This window comes from Kribbella sp. NPDC058245 (assembly GCF_042882005.1).
Lineage (GTDB): Bacteria > Actinomycetota > Actinomycetes > Propionibacteriales > Kribbellaceae > Kribbella.
In genome coordinates, this window is sequence record NZ_JBHVWY010000019.1 from 72,524 (window position 1) to 92,677 (window position 20,154).

Sequence of the window (20,154 nt, forward strand, 5' to 3'; positions counted from 1 at the left end):
TGACGCGGGCCGGTCAGCCGTTGCTGGTGCCCGGCGTGCAGACCACGAAGCCGTAGGCCTCGATGCTGTCGGAGAGGCCGCCGTCGGCCTTGCTGTAGCGCGCTCCGAAGAACCAGCGGTGTCCGTCGTAGCTCGGCTCGGACTGGTAGAACGTCAGCCCCCGGCCGGAGTTGGTGCCGCCACCGTGGCCGCCGTTCACCACCACCTGGCCCGCCGGACAGCTGGCCTCCCACTGTGCCGTCTGGCCGTCCTGGATGACCTGCTTCACCAGCGCCGGCGGGTTGACGACGAAGCCCGCCGCGTCGCCCTTCGGCCCTTGCGGTCCTGCCGGGCCCTGGACCCCTTGAGGGCCGGCGGCACCCTGCGGACCAGCCGCGCCGGCCGCCCCAGCAGGTCCAGCCGGGCCTAGGTCGCCCTTGGCGCCCTTCTGGTTCCATGAGGTCGGCGTCTCGTAGAAGCGGCACGCACCGCCCTTGGCCGGGTCGATGATCCGGACGTCACCGAACGACTTGTCGACGCACGCGCTGATCGCGACCGGCGCCGGCTCGGCCGCCGACGCGACCAGCACGCTGCTGCCGCCCACTGCGACCGTCGCCCCCAGCACTGCCGCTACGAAGCGCGACTTGCCCACCCGTTGTGCTCTGCTCTTCAGATCCATGCATCGAGTGTGGAAATCAGGGGCCGGTGGCAACAGTCGCGTCCAGGCCGCCGCCGGGGCCAGGACCCCTTCGCGATCGGGCAATCCGCACCAGCAGTCACCCGGCGGTCACCTCGGGTGCATGGCTTAGTCTGCCCGCATGCAGATCGTGGTCATCGGTATCGGGGCAGGCGATCCGGAGCAGCTCACCCTGCAGGCAGTGGCGGCGCTGAACCGGGTCGACGTGTTCTTCGTGCTGGACAAGGGTGATGTGAAGCAGGAGCTGGTCGATCTGCGCACGGAGATCCTGCAGCGCCATGCGACCAGCAAGGAGTACCAGGTCGTCGTCGGCCGGGACCCCGAGCGGGACCGGTCCAGTACGGCGTACGTCGAGGCTGTCGACGACTGGCGACGCCGCCGGGCCGATGTGTGCGCAGAGCTGATCGCAGCGAACCTCAGTGCTGACCAGGTGGGAGCCTTCCTGGTCTGGGGTGACCCGTCGCTCTACGACAGCACGCTGGCGATCCTTGACGACATCCTGGACCGCGGTGAGCTGTCGTTCGAGATCGAGGTGATCCCCGGCATCAGCAGTGTCTCCACACTGGCCGCCCGGCACCGCGTTCCGCTCAATCAGGTGGGACGTCCGATTCAGATCACCACTGGTCGGCGGTTGGCCAAGGAGTGGCCGGAGGGTGTGGACGACGTGGTGGTGATGCTCGACGCCCACACCGCCTTCACTGCACACCTCGACCAGGACGCCACCATCTACTGGGGTGCTTACCTCGGTACGCCGGACGAGCTGCTGATCGCGGGTCCGGTCCGCGAGGTGGCCGCGGAGATCGAGAAGGTGCGAGCCGAGGCCCGGGAGCGCAAGGGCTGGATCATGGACACCTACCTGTTGCGCCGCCCCTAGACCAAAGGTGGTGGTGCTCTGGACCTCCGGCCGAAGCGGCAGCCGCCCGGTCCGCCCGAGGGTGTCGGTATGACGAAGAAACTCTTGGCACTGCTCACCGCGGCGGTCATCCCGCTGGCCATACCCACTGCGGCTACCTCGGCGGACGTCGTACGGACAGACGCAGGACTCGTGCAGAGCAAGACGGTTGGACAGGCGCGTGTCTTCGACGGCATCCCGTACGCCGCGCCCCCGGTCGGCGCACTGCGCTGGAAGGCACCACAGCCGGTGCAGCCGTGGACCGGTGTCCGTGAATCGAAGCTAGGCAACCCCTGTCCGCAGCAAGGCAACTCCGAGGTCCCGAAGGGCTCCACTGCTGAGGACTGCCTCTATCTGAACGTCACTACGCCCAGAGCTCCGGCCAAGAAGCCGCGAGCAGTCATGGTGTGGATTCCGGGCGGCGGCTTCTTCGAGGGCGCCGGCAACAGCTATGAGGCCTCGAAGCTCGCCGCGCGTGGTGACGTGGTCGTTGTGACAGTCAACTACCGGCTGGGCATCTATGGCTTCTTCGGCTACCCGGGTCTGCCTGGCTCCGGCACGTTCGGGCTGCAGGACCAGCAGGCCGCTCTGCGCTGGGTGCAGCGCAACGCGCGTGCCTTCGGTGGTGACCCGCGCAACGTGACCGTCGCAGGGGAGTCCGCCGGTGGCATGAGCGTGTGCGCGCAGCTCACCTCGCCCACCTCGACCGGTCTGTTCAGCAAGGCGATCATGCAGAGCGGCTCGTGCAACTTCAACTGGGGTGACAACAGCCAGCACCCCGGCCAGGCGGCGGACTCGCCCTGGCATCCGGTCCGCGACGTCCAGGCCAACGGCAAGGAGTGGGGCACCGAGAAGCTCCCTGACCTGGACTGCAAGCCCGGCCAGTCCGCCGTCGACTGCCTCCGGACGATCGACTCCGACGTACTGCTGGACGACACCTTCCAGTTCACTCAGCTCGGGTACGGCGGGAGCGCCGTACTGCCGTTGAGCCCAGCGAAGGCATTGCAGGCCGGACTGTTCCACCGGGTGCCGATCATCTCCGGGAACAACCACGACGAGGCCGCTGCGTGGCTGTCGGCCTTCGGGGAGATCAAGGACTATCCCAAGCTCGTGACCGCCATGGTCGGAGCGGAGAAGGCTCCCAAGGTCCTGCGGGAGTACCCGCTGAGCAGCTACGACTCGCCCGCTGCTGCGTGGACCGCAGTCACCACCGACCGGATCTGGTCGTGCACACAGGTCGCCAGCGATCAGCAGGCCGCTCGCAAGGTACCGGTCTACGCGTACGAGTTCGCCGACAAGCACTCACCGCTCGCTGCGCCCGGACTGGGTGCGGCACACGCTGCCGAGCTGGTGTACCTGTTCCGCCCGGGTGGGATCGACTTCCCGCTGACGGCGACCCAGCAGACGCTGTCGAACCAGATGATCGACTACTGGACGGCGTTCGTCCGCACCGGCAACCCGAACGGACCTGATCGCCCGGCCTGGTCCCCGACCGGCCAGCACGAGGTCAAGGGACTCTCACTGGCTCCGACGGACCAGACCGGCATCCACCCGGTCAACCTGAGCACTGAACACCACTGCGCGTTCTGGGCCGGCCTCAGCTAGAGCGGTGACGCAACAGGTCCGATCCGCGCATCAGGAGCGGCGAAAGCAGCAGGAGTAGCAGCGCGTAGAAGCCGACGCCCGGAACGAACGCCGCCAGGATGAAGGCGAGCAGGGTCAGCCCGGTCAGCACGAAGGAGTTCTTGAGCTCCCGGCTGGTGACCGGGTCGTCCGGGTTCTCGATCTCGGCGTGTCCCTTGATCATCCAGGTGAGCGCCGTCTGGCTCGTGCTGAGCGCGAGGATCGTCCCGCTGTAGAAGCCGGCCGTGAACTGCGAGCTCTCGAAACTACCGACGATCTCGGTCGGGAACGGCAGGACCACGATCATCAGCAGCCACACGAGGTTCAGCCGGATCATGCCCGACGTGTAGGCGCGGACGTGCTCGAAGACCCGGTGGTGGCCGAGCCAGAAGTTCGCGATCACCACGAAACTCAGCAGGAACGAGTAGATCTCCGGCTTGTGGTGGGTGATCACCTCGAGCGCGCCGTGCCCCTCGGCCTTGGTCTCGGTCACCACCTCGACCAGCGGCAGAACCAGCAAGGTCAGGGCGATCGCCACGACAGCGTCAGTGAACAGGACCAGCCGATCCGGGTTCCTCGTCATACTCACGGGCGACACCCTAACCAGTCCGGTTCAGGTGTCCGGCAGGGAGACCGTCGACAAGGTGATGCGGTCTTTGCCGGGCGCGGCGCGCAGGTAGGGCTCCACCAGAGCCTGCAACCCCCGGCGGAGGGTGTCCAGGTCGTCGCTGTCGACGTAGAGCGACACCTGGTTGTAGCCGAACTGTTCGCGCCGGCTGTCGAGGTATCCGTGCTCCACGATCCGGTCGTAGTCGGCGGTCAGCTGGGTGAGCATCAGCAGGAGGGCGCGCCGGTGCTGGTCCGGAGTCATCGCGCGGGCCTCGTCCTCCTCGATGTGCGCGACATCCGTGGACTGGTCGACGGTCAGGGTGCGCTCGACGGCGCCCCGGATCCGTCGCTCCCGGACGACCGTCAGCACACCGCCGTCGATCAGCGCCGCGACGTGCCGGTAGAGCGTGGTCGCCGCGACGTCGGGCAGGTCGTGCCTGAGGTCGGTGGTGGTGACCTCCCGGCCCAGCACCCGCTGGATGATGCGCCACCGGATCGGGTGCAGCAGCAGGTCGGCGAGTGGCGTTGAGGGTTCGGCCATGGTCTACCCCTATTGATTCCAAGTGTGGAAATAATATCGTTAGTGGTTCCAATTGCCTTCGACCGAGGAGACTGCCGTGTCGCAAAGCTCAGGAATCTCGCGGCGTACCGTCCTGGCTACCGCAGCCGCCGCTGTACCCATCAGCGCACTGGCGACGACCACTGCCACCGCCACGCCCATCGAAACGTCCACCGCCACCAAACCGTCCCGTACGACGCCTGTCGCGGTCGGACGGCTGTTCGACAAGATCGAGGCCGGGATGGCGAAGTACGCGATCCCTGGCGTCGGTCTGGGCGTTTGGTACCGCGGTCACGAGTATGTCCGCGGTTTCGGCGTCACGAACGTCGACAACCCGTCGCCGGTCACCGGCGACACCGTCTTCCGCATCGGCTCCACCACGAAGACCTTCACCGCGACCGTCATCATGCAGCTGGTCGAGCGTGGACTGGTGCACCTGGACGCGCCGGTTCGGCGCTACCTGCCCAACTTCGCCACAGCTGACCCGACGGTCGGACCGCGTGTCACCGTCCGGCAGTTGCTGAATCACTCCGCCGGCTGGCGGGGTGACACGTTCGTCGACACCGGCGACGGCGACGATGCACTAGCCCGGTACGTCGCTGCGCTGTCCCAGGCGCCGCAGTTGACCCCACTGGGCAAGGTCTTCTCCTACAACAACGCAGCGATCGGTGTGGCCGGGCGGATCGTCGAAGCGGTCACCGGCAAGCCGTACGAGACCGCTGCGCGGCAGATGCTGATCGATCCACTCGGTCTGGCCCACAGCCGGTACTTCCGCAGCGAGCTGGGTGGATTCAGCGTTGCCGCACCGCACAACGTCGTCAACGGGAAGGCGGTCTACGAGCCGGCGTTCGAGGCGATGCCGCGCAGTCTGCACTCGTTCGGCGGTCTGATCTCCAGTGCGCACGACCAGCTGCGCTATGCGCGCTTCCAGCTCGGCCACCACGGGTTCCCGCGGCTGCTGGGCGACCGGACGCGGGTAGCGATGCAGTCCAGCCCCGGACCGGGCGGCACGCTGTTCGTCGAGCTGGACGGCGTCGGCGTCGGCTGGATGCTGCGGCCGACCGCTGAGGGCGTGAAGGTGGTTCAGCACGGTGGTGACTGGAACGGCCAGCACTCCGGGTTCCTGATGGTGCCGAAGCGCGACTTCGCCCTCACAGTGCTCACGAACTCGGAGAGCGGTCCCGCGTTGACCGCGGAGCTGTTCGCCGACGACTGGGCGCTGGCTGAGCTGGCCGGTGTGCACAACCTGCCCGCCGTACTGCGTCCGCTGACGCCGAAGCAGTTGGCGCCGTACGAAGGCACGTACACGGCTACCCAGGTCGGCCTCGACGGGGTGGAGAGCTCGTTCGGCATCGACCTGACAGCCGACAAGGGCCAGCTCCTCGGATCCGCCGAGGGCCAGCCTGCACTCCGTTTCGGCTTCTACCGCCACGACTACGTGCTGTCGCTCGGCCTGGACGGCACGCCCGACTACACCCGCGCCAACTTCGTCCCCGGTCCGGATGGCAAGCCAGCCTTCCTCCGGTACGGCGGCCGCCTGTTCCGCAAGCAGACGGCAGCCACCCGCAGCGCCGGAGGCCGTCAGCTCAAGAGCCTCGCCGAACTGACGACTCCCGCCCGCTAACCAACAGCAGCAGGTCCTGAGCGGTGCCGGTGATCACCTCACCGGCACCGTAGGACCAGTCCAGGTCCGTAGCGCGCAGCTCCGTCTCGGACAGGTCCACTCCGAAGTACTTGAGGTGCTTGGGTCCCAGTCCAGCCAGAACCACACGCAGCCGATCCGGCGGTACCTGGCGATCGATGCCCAGCGCAACGGTCATGTCGAGCCCGTGGATCACGTCGTGGGACAACGCGCCCTCGTAGCCACCGCCCGGCGGCTTCCAGGGGTGGTGGATGTTCTCCCGCAGACAGCTGAGCAGCTCGGCATTGCTCAAGGCTGCAGAGTCAGCACGGGCTGCACGCTCGGAGAACCGGTTGAAACGGCCACCTGCCTTGGCTATCCCCATCAGCACGCGGGGAGTGGAGTACCGGTACGCCATGGTGATGTGAGCAACCACTTCACGCACTCGCCAGCCCGCACACAGGCTCGGCTTGTCCCAGTCCGCTGCGGTCAGTTCACTCAGCAGGTCAGCCAGATCGGTGCGCTCCGCGGCGACGAGGTCTCGAATATCCGTCATATCCCACCGACGAACGACTCAGCTCTGGACAGACACCTGGACCAATCGCTTCTGCAGGTACTTCCGGTCGGCGTCCGTCGTGGCCAACTCAATGGCCTCCGTGTAGGCGGCGACAGCTTCGGTACGGCGGTTGAGCCGGCGCAGGAAGTCCGCCCGAGCGGCTGGGAGCAGGTGGTAACCAGCCAACGACCCAGTGGCCAGTTGATCAACCAGTGCGAGGCCCACGCCCGGCCCATCCGCCATGCCCAGCGCGACGGCGCGGTTGAGCGCAACGACTGGCGTCTGGGGGAGCTGCCCGTAGAGCGCCGCGATCTGCGGCCAGTCCGTGTCGGCTGCGGTCCGGGCGATCGCATGACACGCGGCAATGGCGGCCTGCACCTGGTAGGGACCAGGCATGTGCCGCTGGAGGGTGCGGTCGAGCAGCTCCTCCGCCTCGGTGATCAGCTCGCAGTTCCAGCGCGTCCGGTCCTGCTCGTCCAGAGTGATGAGGACACCGTCGGGGGAGAGGCGTGTCTCGCGGCGTGAGTCGTGGAAGAGCATCAGTGCGAGCAGTCCGGCGGCCTCTGGCTCTTCCGGCATCAGCTCGACGAGCAGTCTGGCCAGCCGGATGCCCTCCTGACTCAGAGTGCTGCGGCTGACATCGGAGTACCCCTCGTTGAAGAGCAGATAGAGCACCGCGAGTACGGCGGGCGTCCGCTCCGGCAGGAGATGCGCCGGTGGCACGCGGTACGGGATTCCGGCGTACTGGATCTTCTGCTTGGCGCGGGTGAGCCGCTTCGACATGGTGGTCTCGCCGACCAGGAACGCCCGCGCGATCTCCGCCGTACTGAGTCCGGCGAGCGTCCGTAACGTCAAGGCGACCCGCGCCTCCATCGCCAGCGCCGGATGGCAGCAGGTGAACATCAAGCGCAGCCGATCGTCCGGTACGTCGTACGCGGGAGGAGGTTCGTCAGTCATCGCAGCGACCTCCTGAAGCTTGGCAGCACCGACCGCCTCGCGGCGGAGCCAGTCGATCGCGCGGTTGCGCGCAGTGGTCGTCAGCCAGGCACCTGGCTTGTCCGGTACGCCGTCGCGCGGCCAGCGCTCGAGAGCCGCAGCGCACGCCTCTTGCGTGCACTCCTCGGCCAGCTCCCAGTCACCGATCATCCGGATCAGCGTGGCGACCACCTGGCCCCACTCCGCCCGGAAGACATCGGCGTACGTCACAGCACCGGGCGGATCTCGATCGTTCCGTAGCTCGCGGCCGGGTGCTTGGCGGCGATCTCGATCGCCTCGTCCAGGTCTGCGCAGTCGATCAGCACGAAGCCACCGATCTGCTCCTTGGTCTCCGCGAACGGGCCGTCGGTGAGCAGCAGCTCCTTGTCGCGGACCCGCACCGTGGTGGCCTCGGACGGCGGCCGCAGCCCGGCACCTCCCGTGACGACGCCCCGGGCCTCCATCTCCTCCGACCAGCCGCCACAGCCGTCGTTGGCATGCTCCTCGGCGTCCTCGCCACCAGCGATCATCAGCAGGTACTTCACAGCCGTCCTCCAACTCGCCATATGCACCGAACAGTTCACCGACGAACGCCCTGATCGGAAACAGACACGACCTACACTGCGACTATGCCTGACCGTACTCAGACCATCGCGTACCCGGCGCCCGGATCGCGGCCGTCTCGACGGGACGAGGAGCCGCTGGCACCTCATGTCATCGTGCTGTTCGGTGCCACCGGTGACCTGGCCAAGCGCAAGCTGCTGCCGGGTCTGGCGTATCTGCAGCAGTCCCGGTACGCCCCGGACGTGCGGATCATCGGGTCGGCCACCGAGGACCTGACCGTGGACGAGTTCCGTGAGCGTGCCCGCCAGGCAGTGGAGACCTACGGGACCCACAAGATGAGTGACGCGGAGTGGGCGCAGTTCGCCGGCCGCCTGGACTACGTGCCGGTTTCAGCCGGTCCCGGGCCGCTGGCCAGCGCCGTACACGCCGCCGAGGAGCTGCTCGGTCCGGACACTCGGCGCCTCCACTACCTGTCGGTGCCGCCGAAGGCGGCCCAGGCAGTGATCGCCATGCTCCGCGACGCCGGACTGGTCGAGCGGGCCCGGGTGGTGATGGAGAAGCCGTTCGGGGACGACCTGGCCAGCGCTATCAAGCTGAACGACTTCGTCCACGAGACCTTCGACGAGTCGCAGGTGTTCCGGATCGACCACTTCCTGGGCAAGGAGGCGGCGCTGAACATCCTCGCCTTCCGGTTCGCCAACGGTCTGTTCGAGCCGATCTGGAACCGCAACCACATCGACCACGTGCAGATCGACATCCCCGAGGAGCTCGGGCTCGACCAGCGCGCCACCTTCTACGAGCCGACCGGCGCGTTCAAGGACATGGTCGTCACGCACCTGATGCAGGTGATGTCGTTCGTCGCGATGGAGCCGCCGACCGCCCTGGAGCCGCGGGCGATCTCGGAGGAGAAGAACAAGGTCTTCCGGTCGATGCTGCCGATCCAGGCGACCGACGTGGTCCGCGGCCAGTACTCCGGGTACCGCAACGAGGAGGGTGTCGCGCCGGACTCCGACACCGAGACGTTCATCGCGCTGAAGGTCGAGATCGACAACTGGCGCTGGGCCGGCGTCCCGTTCTTCCTGCGGACCGGCAAGCGGATGGCGCAGGGCCAGCGGATCATCTCGATCGCCTTCAAGGAGGCGCCGAAGACGATGTTCCCGACCGGCTTCGGAGCGGAGGGTCCGGATCACCTGACCTTCGACCTGGCCGACTCGTCCCGGGTCTCGCTGTCGTTCTACGGCAAGCGGCCCGGCCCGGGGATGCGGCTGGAGAAGCTGTCGATGCAGTTCTCCACGCAGGAGACCAAGAGCGCCGGCGACGTACTGGAGGCCTACGAGCGGCTGATCCTGGACGCGATGCGTGGCGACCACACGCTGTTCACGACCGCCGAGGGCATCGAGTCACTGTGGGAGCGGTCGGCGCACCTGCTGGAGGACCCGCCGCCGGTCAAGACCTACCAGCCCGGTACGTGGGGCCCGAACGCCATTCACCAGCTGATCGCGCCCCGCGCCTGGCGGCTGCCGTTCGAGCGCGAGTGGCGCGAGAACAAGCCCAAGCCTTAGATGTGTACGGCGGCCACTGCCTCGCGGATCGGACCGCGGTGCAGTCCGCCGTGACCCGGCAGCAGTACGTCGGCGTCCAGGTCGACGAGCGGCTTCAGCGCGGTCAGCAGATCCGTCGGGTCGCCGTGCTGGAACAGCGGCGGGATCAGCTGCGGGCCGACGGCCGACACGATCTTGTGCCCGGTGACCAGCGCATCCCCAGTGATCACTGCGCCCGCTGACGGCACGTAGTACGCCGTGTGGCCCGCAGTGTGACCGTGAGTCGGCACAGGGACTGGCTGGCCGGGCAGGTCGAGCGCACCCTCCGACGGGAACGCCTGGACGTGCGGAGCCTTCACGTCCTGCAGGGCGCCGTTCCGGATGATCCCAACGGCCCACGGGAGGACTCTGGGCCGCCAGAGGTTGGCGGCCAGCTTGACCGGAGCCAGCTGGTCCAGGTACTCCCGGTGGGCGTGGCCGACCTCAGCCGGATCGACGTACGTCGGAATGCCGTAGCGACTGTGGAACGGGTTCACCGCACCCATGTGGTCGACGTGCGCATGTGTCAGCAGCACGGCTCGCACGTCCTGGGGCTGGTGCCCGATCGCCCGGATCGACGCTTCGACCGCGTCGACGTCACCGGGGTACCCGCCGTCGATCAGAGTCAGGCCGGAGCCGTCGCGGAGCAGAACCCAGTTCACTGCCGAGCCCTGGACGAAGAAAACGTCCTTGGCGACCTCTTCGTACTTCACTGAATCTCCTGTCGCTCCTGGGTGGCATCCGCAACCCCAACCAATTGTCCGGCATTGTCCCCAGCGCCAGGTAACGTCCGGTGCCGTGAACGTTGAGGAACGCATTCAGGAGCTCGCGGCCCGGATCGTGGAGCTGCGCGACAGCTACTACCAGGGCTCGCCGGTGGTCGCCGACGCGGAGTACGACGCGGTCGAGGATGAGTTGCGCACCCTGATCGCCGCGAACCCGGACCTGACGCCGGACCCGAACCCGCTGGACCAGGTGGGCGCGCCGACCGTGCTGCACGCGCCGATCCGGCACTCGCGCCCGATGCTGTCGCTGGAGAAGGCGACCAAGCCCGAGCAGGTCGAGGCGTTCTTCAGCCGGTTCCCGGGACAACCTGTCGTCGTGATGCCCAAGCTCGACGGGTTGTCGTTGGCTCTGGTCTATGAGGACGGCCGGTTCGCCCGGGCGATCACCCGCGGCGACGGGACCACCGGTGACGATGTGACGCCGCTGGTGCGCGCGCTGGCGGACGGCGTACCGCATCAGCTCGATGCACCCGGCCGTGTCGAGGTGCGGGGTGAAGCGGTGATGCTGCGGTCGACGTTCACGGCGTACAACGAGGCGCACCCGGACAAGCCGCTGATCAACCCGCGCAACGCTGCGGCCGGAACGCTCCGAGCGAAGGACCCGGCCACTGTTTCCGAGCGGCGGCTGCAGTTCCTCGCGTTCGACCTACAGACCGATCCGGATAGCACCGAGGCCGATCTGGAGCGTGGGCTCAAGGCACTCGGCTTCACGGCCGCTGACATGAAGCACTGCACGGACGCTGCTGCAGCTCAGGAAGTGATCACCGGGATCGAGCAGCACCGCAATGAATTGGACTACGACCTGGATGGCGCCGTACTGCGGCTTGCTGATCGCGACGCGTACGCCGCGGCGGGGACGCGGTCGAGCTCGCCGCGCGGTGCGCTCGCGTTCAAGTTCGCCGCCGAGGAGAAGACCACCATCCTGCTGGAGGTCCGCTGGGACGTCGGCAAGACCGGCAAGATCGCTCCGGTCGCCTGGCTCGAGCCGGTCTTCGTCGGCGGTACGACGGTCACTCGCGCCACGCTGGCCAATCAGGAGGTGATCAAGGCCCGGGGGATCAAGATCGGCGACACGGTTCTGGTCCGGCGAGCCGGGGATGTGATCCCGTTCGTGGCCGGCGTGCTCGACGAATCCCGCCGTACCGGCGCTGAGATCGACATCGTCCCGCCGACCAACTGCCCGTCGTGTGACGAGCCGCTGACCGAGCAGGGCAACAGCCGCGAGCTCTTCTGCACCAACGTCGCCTGCCCGGCGCAGACCGTCCGCCGACTGATCCACTGGGCGTCCCGCGCGGCCGCCGACATCGACGCCATCGGCGGTGTCTGGATCGAGCGCCTGGCCGAAGCCGGTGACCTCGAGAACCCGTCGGACTTTTACGGCCTGACCAAGGAACGGCTGCTCGAGTTCGACCGCGTCGGCGAGGTCTCCGCCTCCCGCATGGTCGACTCCATCGAAGCCAGCAAGCAGGTCGGCCTCCGCCGCGCCATGATCGGCCTAGCCATCCCGATGGCTTCTGAAGGTACGGCGGCGCGCCTGTGCCGAGCCGGATTCCCTTCCCTGGAAGCGGTTATCGAGGCAGGCGAAGAAGGCCTGGTCGCTGTGGACGACATCGGCCCCAAGGTCGCCGCGTCGTTGATCGAGCACCTCAACCGCCTGCAGCCCGAACTCGAACGCCTCCGCGCCGCCGGCGTCTCCCTCGACGTACGAGAAGAAGACCTGCCGCCCGTAGTCGCCGCAGGCGCACCACTAGCAGGCAAGACCGTTGTCGTCACCGGCTCCATCTCAGACCCCCGCACCGGCGAGAAGGTCGCCCGACCGGCTTTCCAACGCCTCTGCGAACGAGCCGGAGCCACCATCGCCTCCTCGGTCTCCGCCAGCACCGACTACCTCATCACCGGCGCCGACGTAGGCGCCGCCAAGATCACCAAGGCCGAAAAACTAGAGGTAGAGGTCGTCGATCAGTCCGAGATCTGGGACCAGCTCCTCGAGGCTGGAGTCGCCTAGCCCGCGACCTTCGCCATGACGAAGGGCTGCAGCTTGCGTTGCAGTTCCTTGCCATCAGGCTCAGCCGTCACCTCACTACCGGTCTGTCCGGCGTACACCGACTTGAACTCCGCACAGCCGGTGCTCACCGCCTCCAGCGTGAAGCTCCCCAGCACCTTCCCGGTGTTTGCCTCGTACACGCGGTAGTCGTACTTCGCGCTCTGCTGCGACACCGTGTACTCCGCACCACCCTGAAGCGGTGTGTACCTGCAAGTCGCCAGTACGCCGTCCGCACCCACGTCGTACTGATATCCACAAGCCACCACCTGCAACTGATCAAATCGACCCTCAGCAGGCACCCACGCCTCAGGCAGCCGCGACGTCAGATCAACATCCCCCACCGCCACCACCTGATGCGGCCCAGCCCCTCGATACGGCGCCGACTCCTCCGCCATCCGCGACTTCCGCACCACCTCTGTGTCCCCCCGCTCCGGGGGACACAACGAGTAAGGCCGCCGGTCCTTCTTGGCATCCTCCGCCACCTGTTTCACCACATAAGGCACCCCGACCGCAGCGGCCGGAATCACGATCATCACCGCGAACGCAACCGGCAACACCCACCGCCCCCCACCTCCCGAAGCCATGCCCACCACCAAACCACACCACCCCGGGACCCCTCCCAACCCAACCAACGTCCGAAAACACGCCGACCACGCCCTCCGTCTCTTCGGACGTTGTGACCGCGGATTCCTAGCGTCCGAAGACACGCCGACGACGTTCTCCATTCCTTCGGACGTTACGAAAACAAGCCCACCACCTCAGCCAGACACAACGGGGGTCCGGGCCGCGACGCGAGCGCGCTCACCAACCCCAGCCAGGCCGAGCGAGCACCCGACCGCCAACCCCACCCGCGCGGGGGGCAAGGGGCGAAGCCCCATCCACAGCCGACCCAAGCCAGGCACCTGTGCCTCAGCCACGCGCAGCGGGGGGTCCGGGGGGCGCAGCCCCTCCGGGGCGGGGTCTGGGGGCTCCGCCCCCAGAAAACACGGCGGGCGATCCAGGTTGGCGCTCTCCGCCAACATGAATCGCCCAGATCGATCGCGCGCCCCCGGCAGGATTCGAACCTGCGCACCCGCCTCCGGAGGGCGGTGCTCTATCCCCTGAGCTACGGGGGCTCAGGAACGAGGTGAACATTAGCAGCATGTTCATGCCATCTCCGAATTGGGGTTCGCGGTGTGGGGTAGAACTCGGCCATGCGCAAACTGGGGATCGCTCTCGTGGTCATGATGGTTGCCGTGATGTGGCCGGCACAGGCTCATGCTGTTGATGGCTGGCGGTTGGTGGGGTCGGACAACGCCCGTCCGTTGGATGAAGGTCAGGGACTCGCCACGGTGACGCGTGGCGGTACGACGCAGTACCGGTACACGGGGAGTACGACGATCCCGCTCGATCTGTTGGTGGGTGGCTGGAACCACGTCGGTGACCCCGGTTCGGCGCAGGGCTGGTACGTCGAGCCGTACCAGCGCGACGACCGGGGCGGGAAGCTGTTCCGGGTGCAGTCGCCGACGGGTGTGTGGTCCAACTACAAGCACGCACTGGGGTCCTGGGAGGCGACCAACAACAGCTGGTCGGCGGTCTCGCCGGACACCCAGTGGATGGTGAACGGCGAGTGGGGCACGATGGACCGCCTCCTCGTCTTCCCGATGCCGGGTGTCGGCGTGACGAACCCGGCCCAGAACCTCCCGCTGGCGTCCCGGATCAACCTCGATCACCAGGTGCGCGACGTACAGGGCTGTGACTTCGTGACGGCCACGCGGCTGCTCTGCTCGTCCGACGACCCGGCCGGAACACTCTTCGGTACGACGAAGCCGCTGCTGCAGGTGGACCTGGACGCACCGGTCGGCTCCGCCGACGTGACCGGCCACGTGACGTCGCTGGGCCAGTTGCCCCTGAAGAGTGGATGCACCGGAAACTTCGAGGTCGAGGGCATCGACTACTTCGAGCAGGACGGCACGCTGCGCGTGATCGTGCTCTCGCCGGGCATCTGCATCACCACCGACAGCAAGACCTACCGCTTCCAGCGGTAGACGGTTGGCGGACCGCCATCACCCAGTAACTGCGCGCGGCCGGTGTGATTCACGCTCAGCACGTGCCGCTCGAGTGCCTGGCAAACGGGTTACTGGGTGATGCAGGTCCGCCCCCGCCGCCGCCCGGAGCAGTCCGCCCGCCCCCGCCGCCGCCCGGAGCAGTCCGCCCGCCCCGGCCGCCGATCCGGAGCAATCCACTCGCGCTCGGTCGCTGTGCTGGCCGCCGGTCGTCAGGCGACCTTGAGCACGGGTCAACCATTGTCGGCCCGGGAAAATGGTTGGTGGGTGCTCAAGGTGGTCGCGGTTGGCGACCTTGGGCACGGTTCAACCGTTTCCGCGGCCGCGAAGTGGTTGGTGGGTGCACAAGGTCGCGGTGCTGTCGAGCGGTAGACGAAGGATGTAGGGGCTCTCCCTGACGGGACCCTGGAAGACCGGTGCGGCGGGATCGGACCGGGTACTGGTGACGTCATAGTGGTTGTAAGCCCCACCACGAAAGGACGTCGGTACTCATGGCTAGCTCTCTGGTACGCCCGTCGAACGGTCGCTGGATCGGCGGTGTTTGCGCCGGACTGGCCCGCAGGTTCGGTACGTCGGCCAACACGATGCGGCTGATCTTCCTGGTCAGCTGTCTGCTGCCCGGCCCGCAGATCCTGATCTACATCGCCCTCTGGATCTTGGTGCCGGCGGAGAAGTACTAACCTGGCTCCCCATGAGAGCAGGGGTCGGTACGGCGGTTGTCACTCTGCTCCTGATGAGCGGTGCCGTGGCCGGTTGCGGGGTCAGCCCCGCCAAGCCGGCCGCGGCCGAACTGCGCACCACGGCCCCGCCCTGGGAGGCCCCGCGTGACGCGGTCTCCTACATCGACAAGGCCGGCTTCGAGCGGCTCCCCCTCGACTTCTCCGGCCCAGCGCCGTACACCCTGCGCCTGAAAATCACTCTCGACGGCATCCCGGTCCAGATCCCCGCCGGCATCGGCGTCGACCGCGTCCGCGCCGAACAGGCCGCCGTCCACACCCACACCACCGACGGCCTCATCTACGTCGAAGCCAAAACCACCGCCGAGCACCCCACCCTCGCCCAGTTCTTCACCCTCTGGGGCCTCAAATACACCGAAAAATGCCTCGCCGACGCCTGCCGCAACCTGAAGATCACCGTCGACGGTCAGCCGGCGCCGTGGGACCTCCCGTTCAGCGGTGGTGCCAAGATCACGGTGAGTGTCGACAGCTGACGTCGTACCGGGCTGTGGATGGTGGTTCCGGGGAATGGACGGTTCGCCATTAGGCTGGGGCGGTGACTCCGGAACAGCTCGCTGAGAAGATCCTGCAGGCCCTGACCGCGCTCGCTGCCGACGGCGCTATCGCCGTCGAGGGCGGGCTGCCGCGCGAGCTGAAGGTCGAGCGACCCAAGAACCCCGAGCACGGGGACTACGCGACGAACGTCGCGATGCAGCTGGGCAAGCGGGCGGGGATGAATCCGCGGGCGTTCGCGGAGCTGCTGGCGGCGAAGCTGACCGACGACGAGGCGATCACCGAGGTGTCGATCGCGGGTCCGGGCTTCCTGAACGTCCGGGTCGCGGCCGATGCGCAGGGCAAGATCGCGCAGTCGATCGTGGACGCGGGTCCGGCGTACGGGTCGAGCAACACGTTGCAGGGGCTGCCGGTGAATCTGGAGTTCATCTCGGCCAACCCGACCGGTCCGCTGCACCTGGGGCACACCCGGTGGGCGGCGGTGGGTGACGCGCTGGCGCGGGTGCTGATCGCGGCCGGGGCGAAGGTGACGCGCGAGTTCTACGTGAACGACCGCGGCAACCAGATGGACAAGTTCGGCGCGAGCCTGATGGCCGCGGCCAACGGGCAGCCGATTCCGGAGGACGGCTACCACGGTGAGTACATCGGGGAGCTGGCCCAGCGGATCGTCGCCGAGGTGCCCGGGATCACCGAGCTGCCCGAGGCCGAGCAGTCGGTCGCGTTCCGCGAAGCGGGCTACGAACGGCAGTTGAAGGAGCAGCAGGACCAGCTGGCGCACTTCCGGACCAAGTTCGACGTGTGGATGTCGGAGCGCAGCCTGCACGAGCAGGACGGTGTCGGTCACGCGATCGAGAAGCTCCGCGAGCAGGGTCACCTGTTCGAGGCTGACGACGCGCTCTGGATGCGGACGACGGACTTCACCGACGACAAGGACCGGGTGCTGATCCGGACCAACGGTGAGCCGACGTACTTCGCCTCGGACGCGGCGTACTACGTGAACAAGCGCGAGCGCGGCTTCGAGGTCTGCATCTACCTGCTCGGCGCGGATCACCACGGCTACGTGAACCGGCTGAAGGCGATCGCGGCCTGCGCCGGTGACGACCCCGAGCACAACATCGAGATCCTGATCGGCCAGCTCGTCAAGATCCTCAAGAACGGCGAGGAGATGAAGCTGTCCAAGCGGGCGGGCACGATCGTCACGCTGGCCGAGCTGGTCGAGGAGAGTGGCGTCGACCCGCTGCGCTACACGCTCTGCCGCTACCCGGTCGACTCGCCGCTGACGCTGGACATCGAGGAGATGACCCGGCAGGTCAGCGAGAACCCGGTCTACTACGTGCAGTACGCGCACGCCCGGCTGGCCTCGATCCTGCGCAACGCCGACGAGCTCGGCATCAAGCTGGACGAGTTCGAGCCCGGTCTGCTCAGCCACGAGCGCGAGGGCGACCTGCTCCGCGCGCTGGCCGAGTTCCCGCGGATCGTGGCGACGTCGGCCGAGCTGCGCGAGCCGCACCGGGTCGCGCGCTACCTCGAGGACACCGCCTCCGCGTTCCACAAGTTCTACGACAGCTGCCGGGTCCTGCCCCGCGGCGACGAGGAGGTGGAGCCGGTGCACAAGGCTCGCCTGACCCTGGTGTCCGCGACCCGGACCGTGCTCGCCAACGGGCTCGACCTGCTCGGTGTCTCCGCCCCGGAGCGGATGTGAGGGCCCACGAGGCGGGCGCCCTGCACGCCCAGGCCGGCCACCGTGCGCCGCCCTGGCTGAGCGCCCCGCGCGACGTCAACGACCTGGTCCCCCAGCTGTGGTCCTCCACTGCGAAGAAGACCGCCGAGGGATCCCTGGTCGTCGGTGGCGTCGACGTCCGTGACCTGGTCGCCGAGCACGGCAGCCCGGCGTACGTGCTGGACGAGGACGACTTCCGCAGCCGCGCCCGCGCCTTCAAGAACGCGTTCAAGGACTTCGACGTCTACTACGCCGGCAAGGCCTTCCTCAGTACGACGATTGTCCGCTGGGTGATGGAGGAGGGGCTCAACCTCGACGTCTGCAGCGGCGGTGAACTCGCCGTGGCCCTCAGAGCGGGTGCGGACCCGAAGCGGCTGGGATTCCACGGCAACAACAAGTCCGAGTCCGAGCTCATCCGCGCGCTGGAGGCCGGGGTCGGCCGGATCATCGCCGACTCTCTCTATGAGATCGACCGGCTGATCGTGCTCGCCCGCGAGCGCAACCTGGTCGCGCCCGTGATGGTCCGGGTCACGGCGGGCGTCGAGGCGCACACCCACGAGTACATCGCGACCGCGCACGAGGACCAGAAGTTCGGCTTCTCGATCACCTCGGGCGCGGCGTACGAGGCCGTTGCCCGGGTCAACGAAGCGCCCGAGCTGGAGCTGCTCGGCCTGCACTCGCACATCGGCTCGCAGATCTTCGACTCGTCCGGGTTCGAGGTCGCCGCGAAGCGCGTGATCGCCTTGCACGCAAGGGTTTCCGAGGAGCTCGGCGTGGACATGCCGGAGCTCGACCTCGGTGGCGGTTTCGGTATCGCCTACACCACCCAGGACGACCCGTCCGACCCCGCGCAGCTGGCCACCGAGATGGGCAAGATCGTCGAGCACGAGTGCCGTGCTTTCGAGGTCGACGTGCCCAAGGTCTCGATCGAGCCCGGCCGCGCGATCGTCGGCCCGGCGATGTGCACGGTCTACTCGGTCGGCACGGTCAAGGAGGTCGAGCTGGACAACAACGCGGCCCGCACCTACGTGTCGGTCGACGGCGGGATGAGCGACAACATCCGCGCCGCCCTGTACGACGCCGACTACTCCTGCACGCTCGCCAACCGGTACTCCGACACCACGCCGACCCTGGCCCGCGTCGTCGGCAAGCACTGCGAGTCCGGCGACATCGTGGTCAAGGACGAGTTCCTGCCGTCCGACGTCGGTCCCGGCGACCTGATCGCCGTACCGGGGACCGGCGCGTACTGCAGGTCGATGGCCAGCAACTACAACCACGTACCGCGCCCACCGGTGATCGCGGTCAAGGACGGTCAGACGCGCATCGTCGTACGGCGGGAGACCGAGGACGACCTGCTGCGTCTGGACATGGGGGTCGAAGGATGACGGATAAAGCCCTGAAGGTGGGCCTGCTCGGTTGTGGTGTGGTCGGTACCGAGGTGGTGCGGATCCTGACCGAGCAGGCGGATCACTTGGCGGCCCGTGTCGGCGCCCGGCTGGAGATCGCCGGGATCGCGGTACGGCGGGCTGGGCGCGAGCGCGATATCGCGGTCGACCCGTCCCTGATCACGACTGACGCGCAGGCGCTGGTCTCGCGCGGTGACCTGGATCTCGTGATCGAGGTGATCGGCGGTCTCGAGCCCGCTCGCACCCTGATCCTGACGGCGCTGGAGAACGGCGCCTCGGTGGTCACGGCGAACAAGGCGCTGCTGGCCGAGGACGGCCCGACGCTGTTCGCCGCCGCGGAGAAGTACGAGCGCGACCTGTACTTCGAGGCCGCCGTGGCCGGGGCGATCCCGATCCTGCGGCCGCTGCGCGAGTCGCTGGCCGGTGACGACGTGACCCGGGTGATGGGCATCGTCAACGGCACCACGAACTTCATCCTGGACAAGATGGACTCTACCGGCGCCGGGTTCGACGAGGCGCTCGAGGAGGCCCAGGCCCTCGGGTATGCCGAGGCCGACCCGACCGCGGACATCGAGGGCTTCGACGCGGCCGCGAAGGCGGCCCTGCTGGCGAGTTTGGCCTTCCACACCAGGGTTTCGATCGCCGACGTGCACCGCGAGGGCATCACCGAGGTGACCGCGACCGACATCGCCTCGGCCCGCGAGATGGGCTGTGTGGTGAAGTCGCTGGCGATCTGCGAGCTGGACGAGGCGACGGATTCGGTCAGCGCCCGGGTGTACCCGGCGATGATTCCGCTCACCCATCCGTTGGCCAGTGTTCGCGATGCGTACAACGCGGTTTTCGTGGAATCCAAAGCGGCCGGCCACCTGATGTTCTATGGTCGTGGTGCCGGCGGTGCCCCGACGGCCAGCGCTGTCCTCGGGGATCTTGTCTCCGCCGCGCGCAACCGGCTCAAGGGCGTGCCGGGGGTCGGCGAGTCGTCGTACACCCAGCGGGCCGTCCGTCCGGTGGGTGACGCGGTGACCCGCTACCACGTGTCCCTGGACGTGGCCGACAAGGCCGGTGTCCTCGCGGCAGTGGCTCAGGCCTTCGCGGAGCACGACGTGTCGATCCAGACCGTCCGCCAAGAAGGCCGGGGCAGTGACGCCGAGCTGGTCGTCGTCACGCACCGCGCGACCGACGCCGCGTTGTCCGCGACCGTGGAGGCCCTGCGTGACATGGACATCGTTCGTGAAGTCAGCAGCGTGATGCGGGTAGAAGGCGAGTAGAA

General features: G+C 67.7%; 19 protein-coding genes and 1 tRNA gene. 11 read left to right on the top strand and 9 right to left on the bottom strand.

Features of this window, described 5'->3' with window-relative positions; genetic code table 11:
* Window positions 1-13: 13 nt before the first annotated feature.
* Window positions 14-658 (bottom strand): hypothetical protein, encoded by a 645-nt coding sequence (locus ACFVWG_RS34985; RefSeq protein WP_391547760.1) that lies wholly within the window; start codon window positions 656-658, stop codon window positions 14-16.
* Between the two features lie 139 nt (window positions 659-797).
* Between ACFVWG_RS34985 and cobF the strand changes: the two genes are divergently transcribed.
* Both cobF and ACFVWG_RS34995 read left to right on the top strand, forming a co-directional pair.
* Window positions 798-1,550 (top strand): precorrin-6A synthase (deacetylating), encoded by a 753-nt coding sequence (gene cobF, locus ACFVWG_RS34990; RefSeq protein ID WP_391547761.1) that lies wholly within the window; start codon window positions 798-800, stop codon window positions 1,548-1,550.
* Between the two features lie 69 nt (window positions 1,551-1,619).
* Window positions 1,620-3,173, top strand: a complete 1,554-nt coding sequence (locus ACFVWG_RS34995) for a carboxylesterase/lipase family protein (RefSeq protein ID WP_391547762.1) — start codon at window positions 1,620-1,622, stop codon at window positions 3,171-3,173.
* On the opposite strand, the gene ACFVWG_RS35000 is transcribed toward ACFVWG_RS34995, so the two are convergent.
* Window positions 3,166-3,774: a TMEM175 family protein gene (locus tag ACFVWG_RS35000; RefSeq protein WP_391547886.1), complete on the bottom strand. Its 609-nt coding sequence runs from the start codon at window positions 3,772-3,774 to the stop codon at window positions 3,166-3,168. The genes ACFVWG_RS34995 and ACFVWG_RS35000 overlap by 8 nt on opposite strands.
* Before the next feature lie 30 nt (window positions 3,775-3,804).
* The gene (locus ACFVWG_RS35005) at window positions 3,805-4,341 is read right to left on the bottom strand and encodes a hypothetical protein (protein ID WP_391547763.1); all 537 of its coding nucleotides are present in this window, start codon (window positions 4,339-4,341) and stop codon (window positions 3,805-3,807) included.
* A 76-nt stretch (window positions 4,342-4,417) separates the two neighbouring features.
* Between ACFVWG_RS35005 and ACFVWG_RS35010 the strand changes: the two genes are divergently transcribed.
* Window positions 4,418-5,983: a serine hydrolase domain-containing protein gene (locus ACFVWG_RS35010; RefSeq protein ID WP_391547764.1), complete on the top strand. Its 1,566-nt coding sequence runs from the start codon at window positions 4,418-4,420 to the stop codon at window positions 5,981-5,983.
* Here the strand turns inward: ACFVWG_RS35010 and ACFVWG_RS35015 are convergent.
* From ACFVWG_RS35015 to ACFVWG_RS35025, 3 genes are read right to left on the bottom strand one after another with little or no spacing between them, the layout of a single operon-like run.
* Complete coding sequence (locus ACFVWG_RS35015) at window positions 5,946-6,536, bottom strand: maleylpyruvate isomerase family mycothiol-dependent enzyme (RefSeq protein ID WP_391547765.1); 591 nt, start codon at window positions 6,534-6,536, stop codon at window positions 5,946-5,948. The genes ACFVWG_RS35010 and ACFVWG_RS35015 overlap by 38 nt on opposite strands.
* Before the next feature lie 18 nt (window positions 6,537-6,554).
* A complete protein-coding gene (locus ACFVWG_RS35020; protein ID WP_391547766.1) occupies window positions 6,555-7,742 on the bottom strand; it encodes an RNA polymerase sigma factor in 1,188 nt (395 codons plus the stop codon).
* Complete coding sequence (locus tag ACFVWG_RS35025) at window positions 7,739-8,056, bottom strand: YciI family protein (RefSeq protein ID WP_391547767.1); 318 nt, start codon at window positions 8,054-8,056, stop codon at window positions 7,739-7,741. Before ACFVWG_RS35025 ends, ACFVWG_RS35020 begins: the two co-directional genes overlap by 4 nt.
* An 84-nt stretch (window positions 8,057-8,140) precedes the next feature.
* On the opposite strand from ACFVWG_RS35025, the gene zwf reads away from it, so the two are divergent.
* On the top strand, window positions 8,141-9,637 hold the full coding sequence (zwf, locus tag ACFVWG_RS35030) for a glucose-6-phosphate dehydrogenase (protein WP_391547768.1): 1,497 nt from the start codon (window positions 8,141-8,143) through the stop codon (window positions 9,635-9,637).
* On the opposite strand, the gene ACFVWG_RS35035 is transcribed toward zwf, so the two are convergent.
* Complete coding sequence (locus ACFVWG_RS35035) at window positions 9,634-10,368, bottom strand: MBL fold metallo-hydrolase (protein WP_391547769.1); 735 nt, start codon at window positions 10,366-10,368, stop codon at window positions 9,634-9,636. The two genes, zwf and ACFVWG_RS35035, sit on opposite strands and share 4 nt — an antisense overlap.
* Before the next feature lie 85 nt (window positions 10,369-10,453).
* Here ACFVWG_RS35035 and ligA point away from each other — a divergent pair, with 85 nt between their 5' ends.
* Complete coding sequence (gene ligA, locus ACFVWG_RS35040) at window positions 10,454-12,445, top strand: NAD-dependent DNA ligase LigA (protein WP_391547770.1); 1,992 nt, start codon at window positions 10,454-10,456, stop codon at window positions 12,443-12,445.
* On the opposite strand, the gene ACFVWG_RS35045 is transcribed toward ligA, so the two are convergent.
* Window positions 12,442-13,041 (bottom strand): hypothetical protein, encoded by a 600-nt coding sequence (locus ACFVWG_RS35045; RefSeq protein ID WP_391547771.1) that lies wholly within the window; start codon window positions 13,039-13,041, stop codon window positions 12,442-12,444. The genes ligA and ACFVWG_RS35045 overlap by 4 nt on opposite strands.
* 486 nt (window positions 13,042-13,527) lie before the next feature.
* A tRNA-Arg gene (locus ACFVWG_RS35050) sits at window positions 13,528-13,599 on the bottom strand.
* 78 nt (window positions 13,600-13,677) lie between these two features.
* Between ACFVWG_RS35050 and ACFVWG_RS35055 the strand changes: the two genes are divergently transcribed.
* The 6 genes from ACFVWG_RS35055 (at window position 13,678) to ACFVWG_RS35080 (ending at window position 20,152) form a co-directional block, all read left to right on the top strand.
* Window positions 13,678-14,511: a hypothetical protein gene (locus ACFVWG_RS35055; protein ID WP_391547772.1), complete on the top strand. Its 834-nt coding sequence runs from the start codon at window positions 13,678-13,680 to the stop codon at window positions 14,509-14,511.
* 509 nt (window positions 14,512-15,020) lie between these two features.
* Window positions 15,021-15,209, top strand: a complete 189-nt coding sequence (locus ACFVWG_RS35060) for a PspC domain-containing protein (RefSeq protein ID WP_391547773.1) — start codon at window positions 15,021-15,023, stop codon at window positions 15,207-15,209.
* A gap of 11 nt (window positions 15,210-15,220) precedes the next feature.
* A complete protein-coding gene (locus ACFVWG_RS35065; protein ID WP_391547774.1) occupies window positions 15,221-15,739 on the top strand; it encodes a hypothetical protein in 519 nt (172 codons plus the stop codon).
* Between the two features lie 62 nt (window positions 15,740-15,801).
* A complete protein-coding gene (argS, locus tag ACFVWG_RS35070) occupies window positions 15,802-17,460 on the top strand; it encodes an arginine--tRNA ligase (protein ID WP_391547775.1) in 1,659 nt (552 codons plus the stop codon).
* Window positions 17,457-18,863, top strand: coding sequence for a diaminopimelate decarboxylase (gene lysA, locus ACFVWG_RS35075; protein ID WP_391547776.1), 1,407 nt, complete (start codon window positions 17,457-17,459; stop codon window positions 18,861-18,863). The genes argS and lysA overlap by 4 nt, the downstream gene beginning before the upstream one ends.
* Window positions 18,860-20,152, top strand: a complete 1,293-nt coding sequence (locus ACFVWG_RS35080; protein WP_391547777.1) for a homoserine dehydrogenase — start codon at window positions 18,860-18,862, stop codon at window positions 20,150-20,152. Before lysA ends, ACFVWG_RS35080 begins: the two co-directional genes overlap by 4 nt.
* The last annotated feature ends 2 nt before the right edge of the window (window positions 20,153-20,154 follow it).

Bases quoted from the DNA above. Each gene is read 5' to 3' on its own strand.
- ACFVWG_RS34985 (WP_391547760.1), bottom strand. From the start codon at position 658: ATGGATCTGAAGAGCAGAGCACAACGGGTGGGCAAGTCGCGCTTCGTA.
- cobF (WP_391547761.1), top strand. From the start codon at position 798: ATGCAGATCGTGGTCATCGGTATCGGGGCAGGCGATCCGGAGCAGCTC.
- ACFVWG_RS34995 (WP_391547762.1), top strand. From the start codon at position 1,620: ATGACGAAGAAACTCTTGGCACTGCTCACCGCGGCGGTCATCCCGCTG.
- ACFVWG_RS35000 (WP_391547886.1), bottom strand. From the start codon at position 3,774: ATGACGAGGAACCCGGATCGGCTGGTCCTGTTCACTGACGCTGTCGTG.
- ACFVWG_RS35005 (WP_391547763.1), bottom strand. From the start codon at position 4,341: ATGGCCGAACCCTCAACGCCACTCGCCGACCTGCTGCTGCACCCGATC.
- ACFVWG_RS35015 (WP_391547765.1), bottom strand. From the start codon at position 6,536: ATGACGGATATTCGAGACCTCGTCGCCGCGGAGCGCACCGATCTGGCT.
- zwf (WP_391547768.1), top strand. From the start codon at position 8,141: ATGCCTGACCGTACTCAGACCATCGCGTACCCGGCGCCCGGATCGCGG.
- ACFVWG_RS35055 (WP_391547772.1), top strand. From the start codon at position 13,678: ATGCGCAAACTGGGGATCGCTCTCGTGGTCATGATGGTTGCCGTGATG.
- ACFVWG_RS35060 (WP_391547773.1), top strand. From the start codon at position 15,021: ATGGCTAGCTCTCTGGTACGCCCGTCGAACGGTCGCTGGATCGGCGGT.
- ACFVWG_RS35065 (WP_391547774.1), top strand. From the start codon at position 15,221: ATGAGAGCAGGGGTCGGTACGGCGGTTGTCACTCTGCTCCTGATGAGC.
- ACFVWG_RS35080 (WP_391547777.1), top strand. From the start codon at position 18,860: ATGACGGATAAAGCCCTGAAGGTGGGCCTGCTCGGTTGTGGTGTGGTC.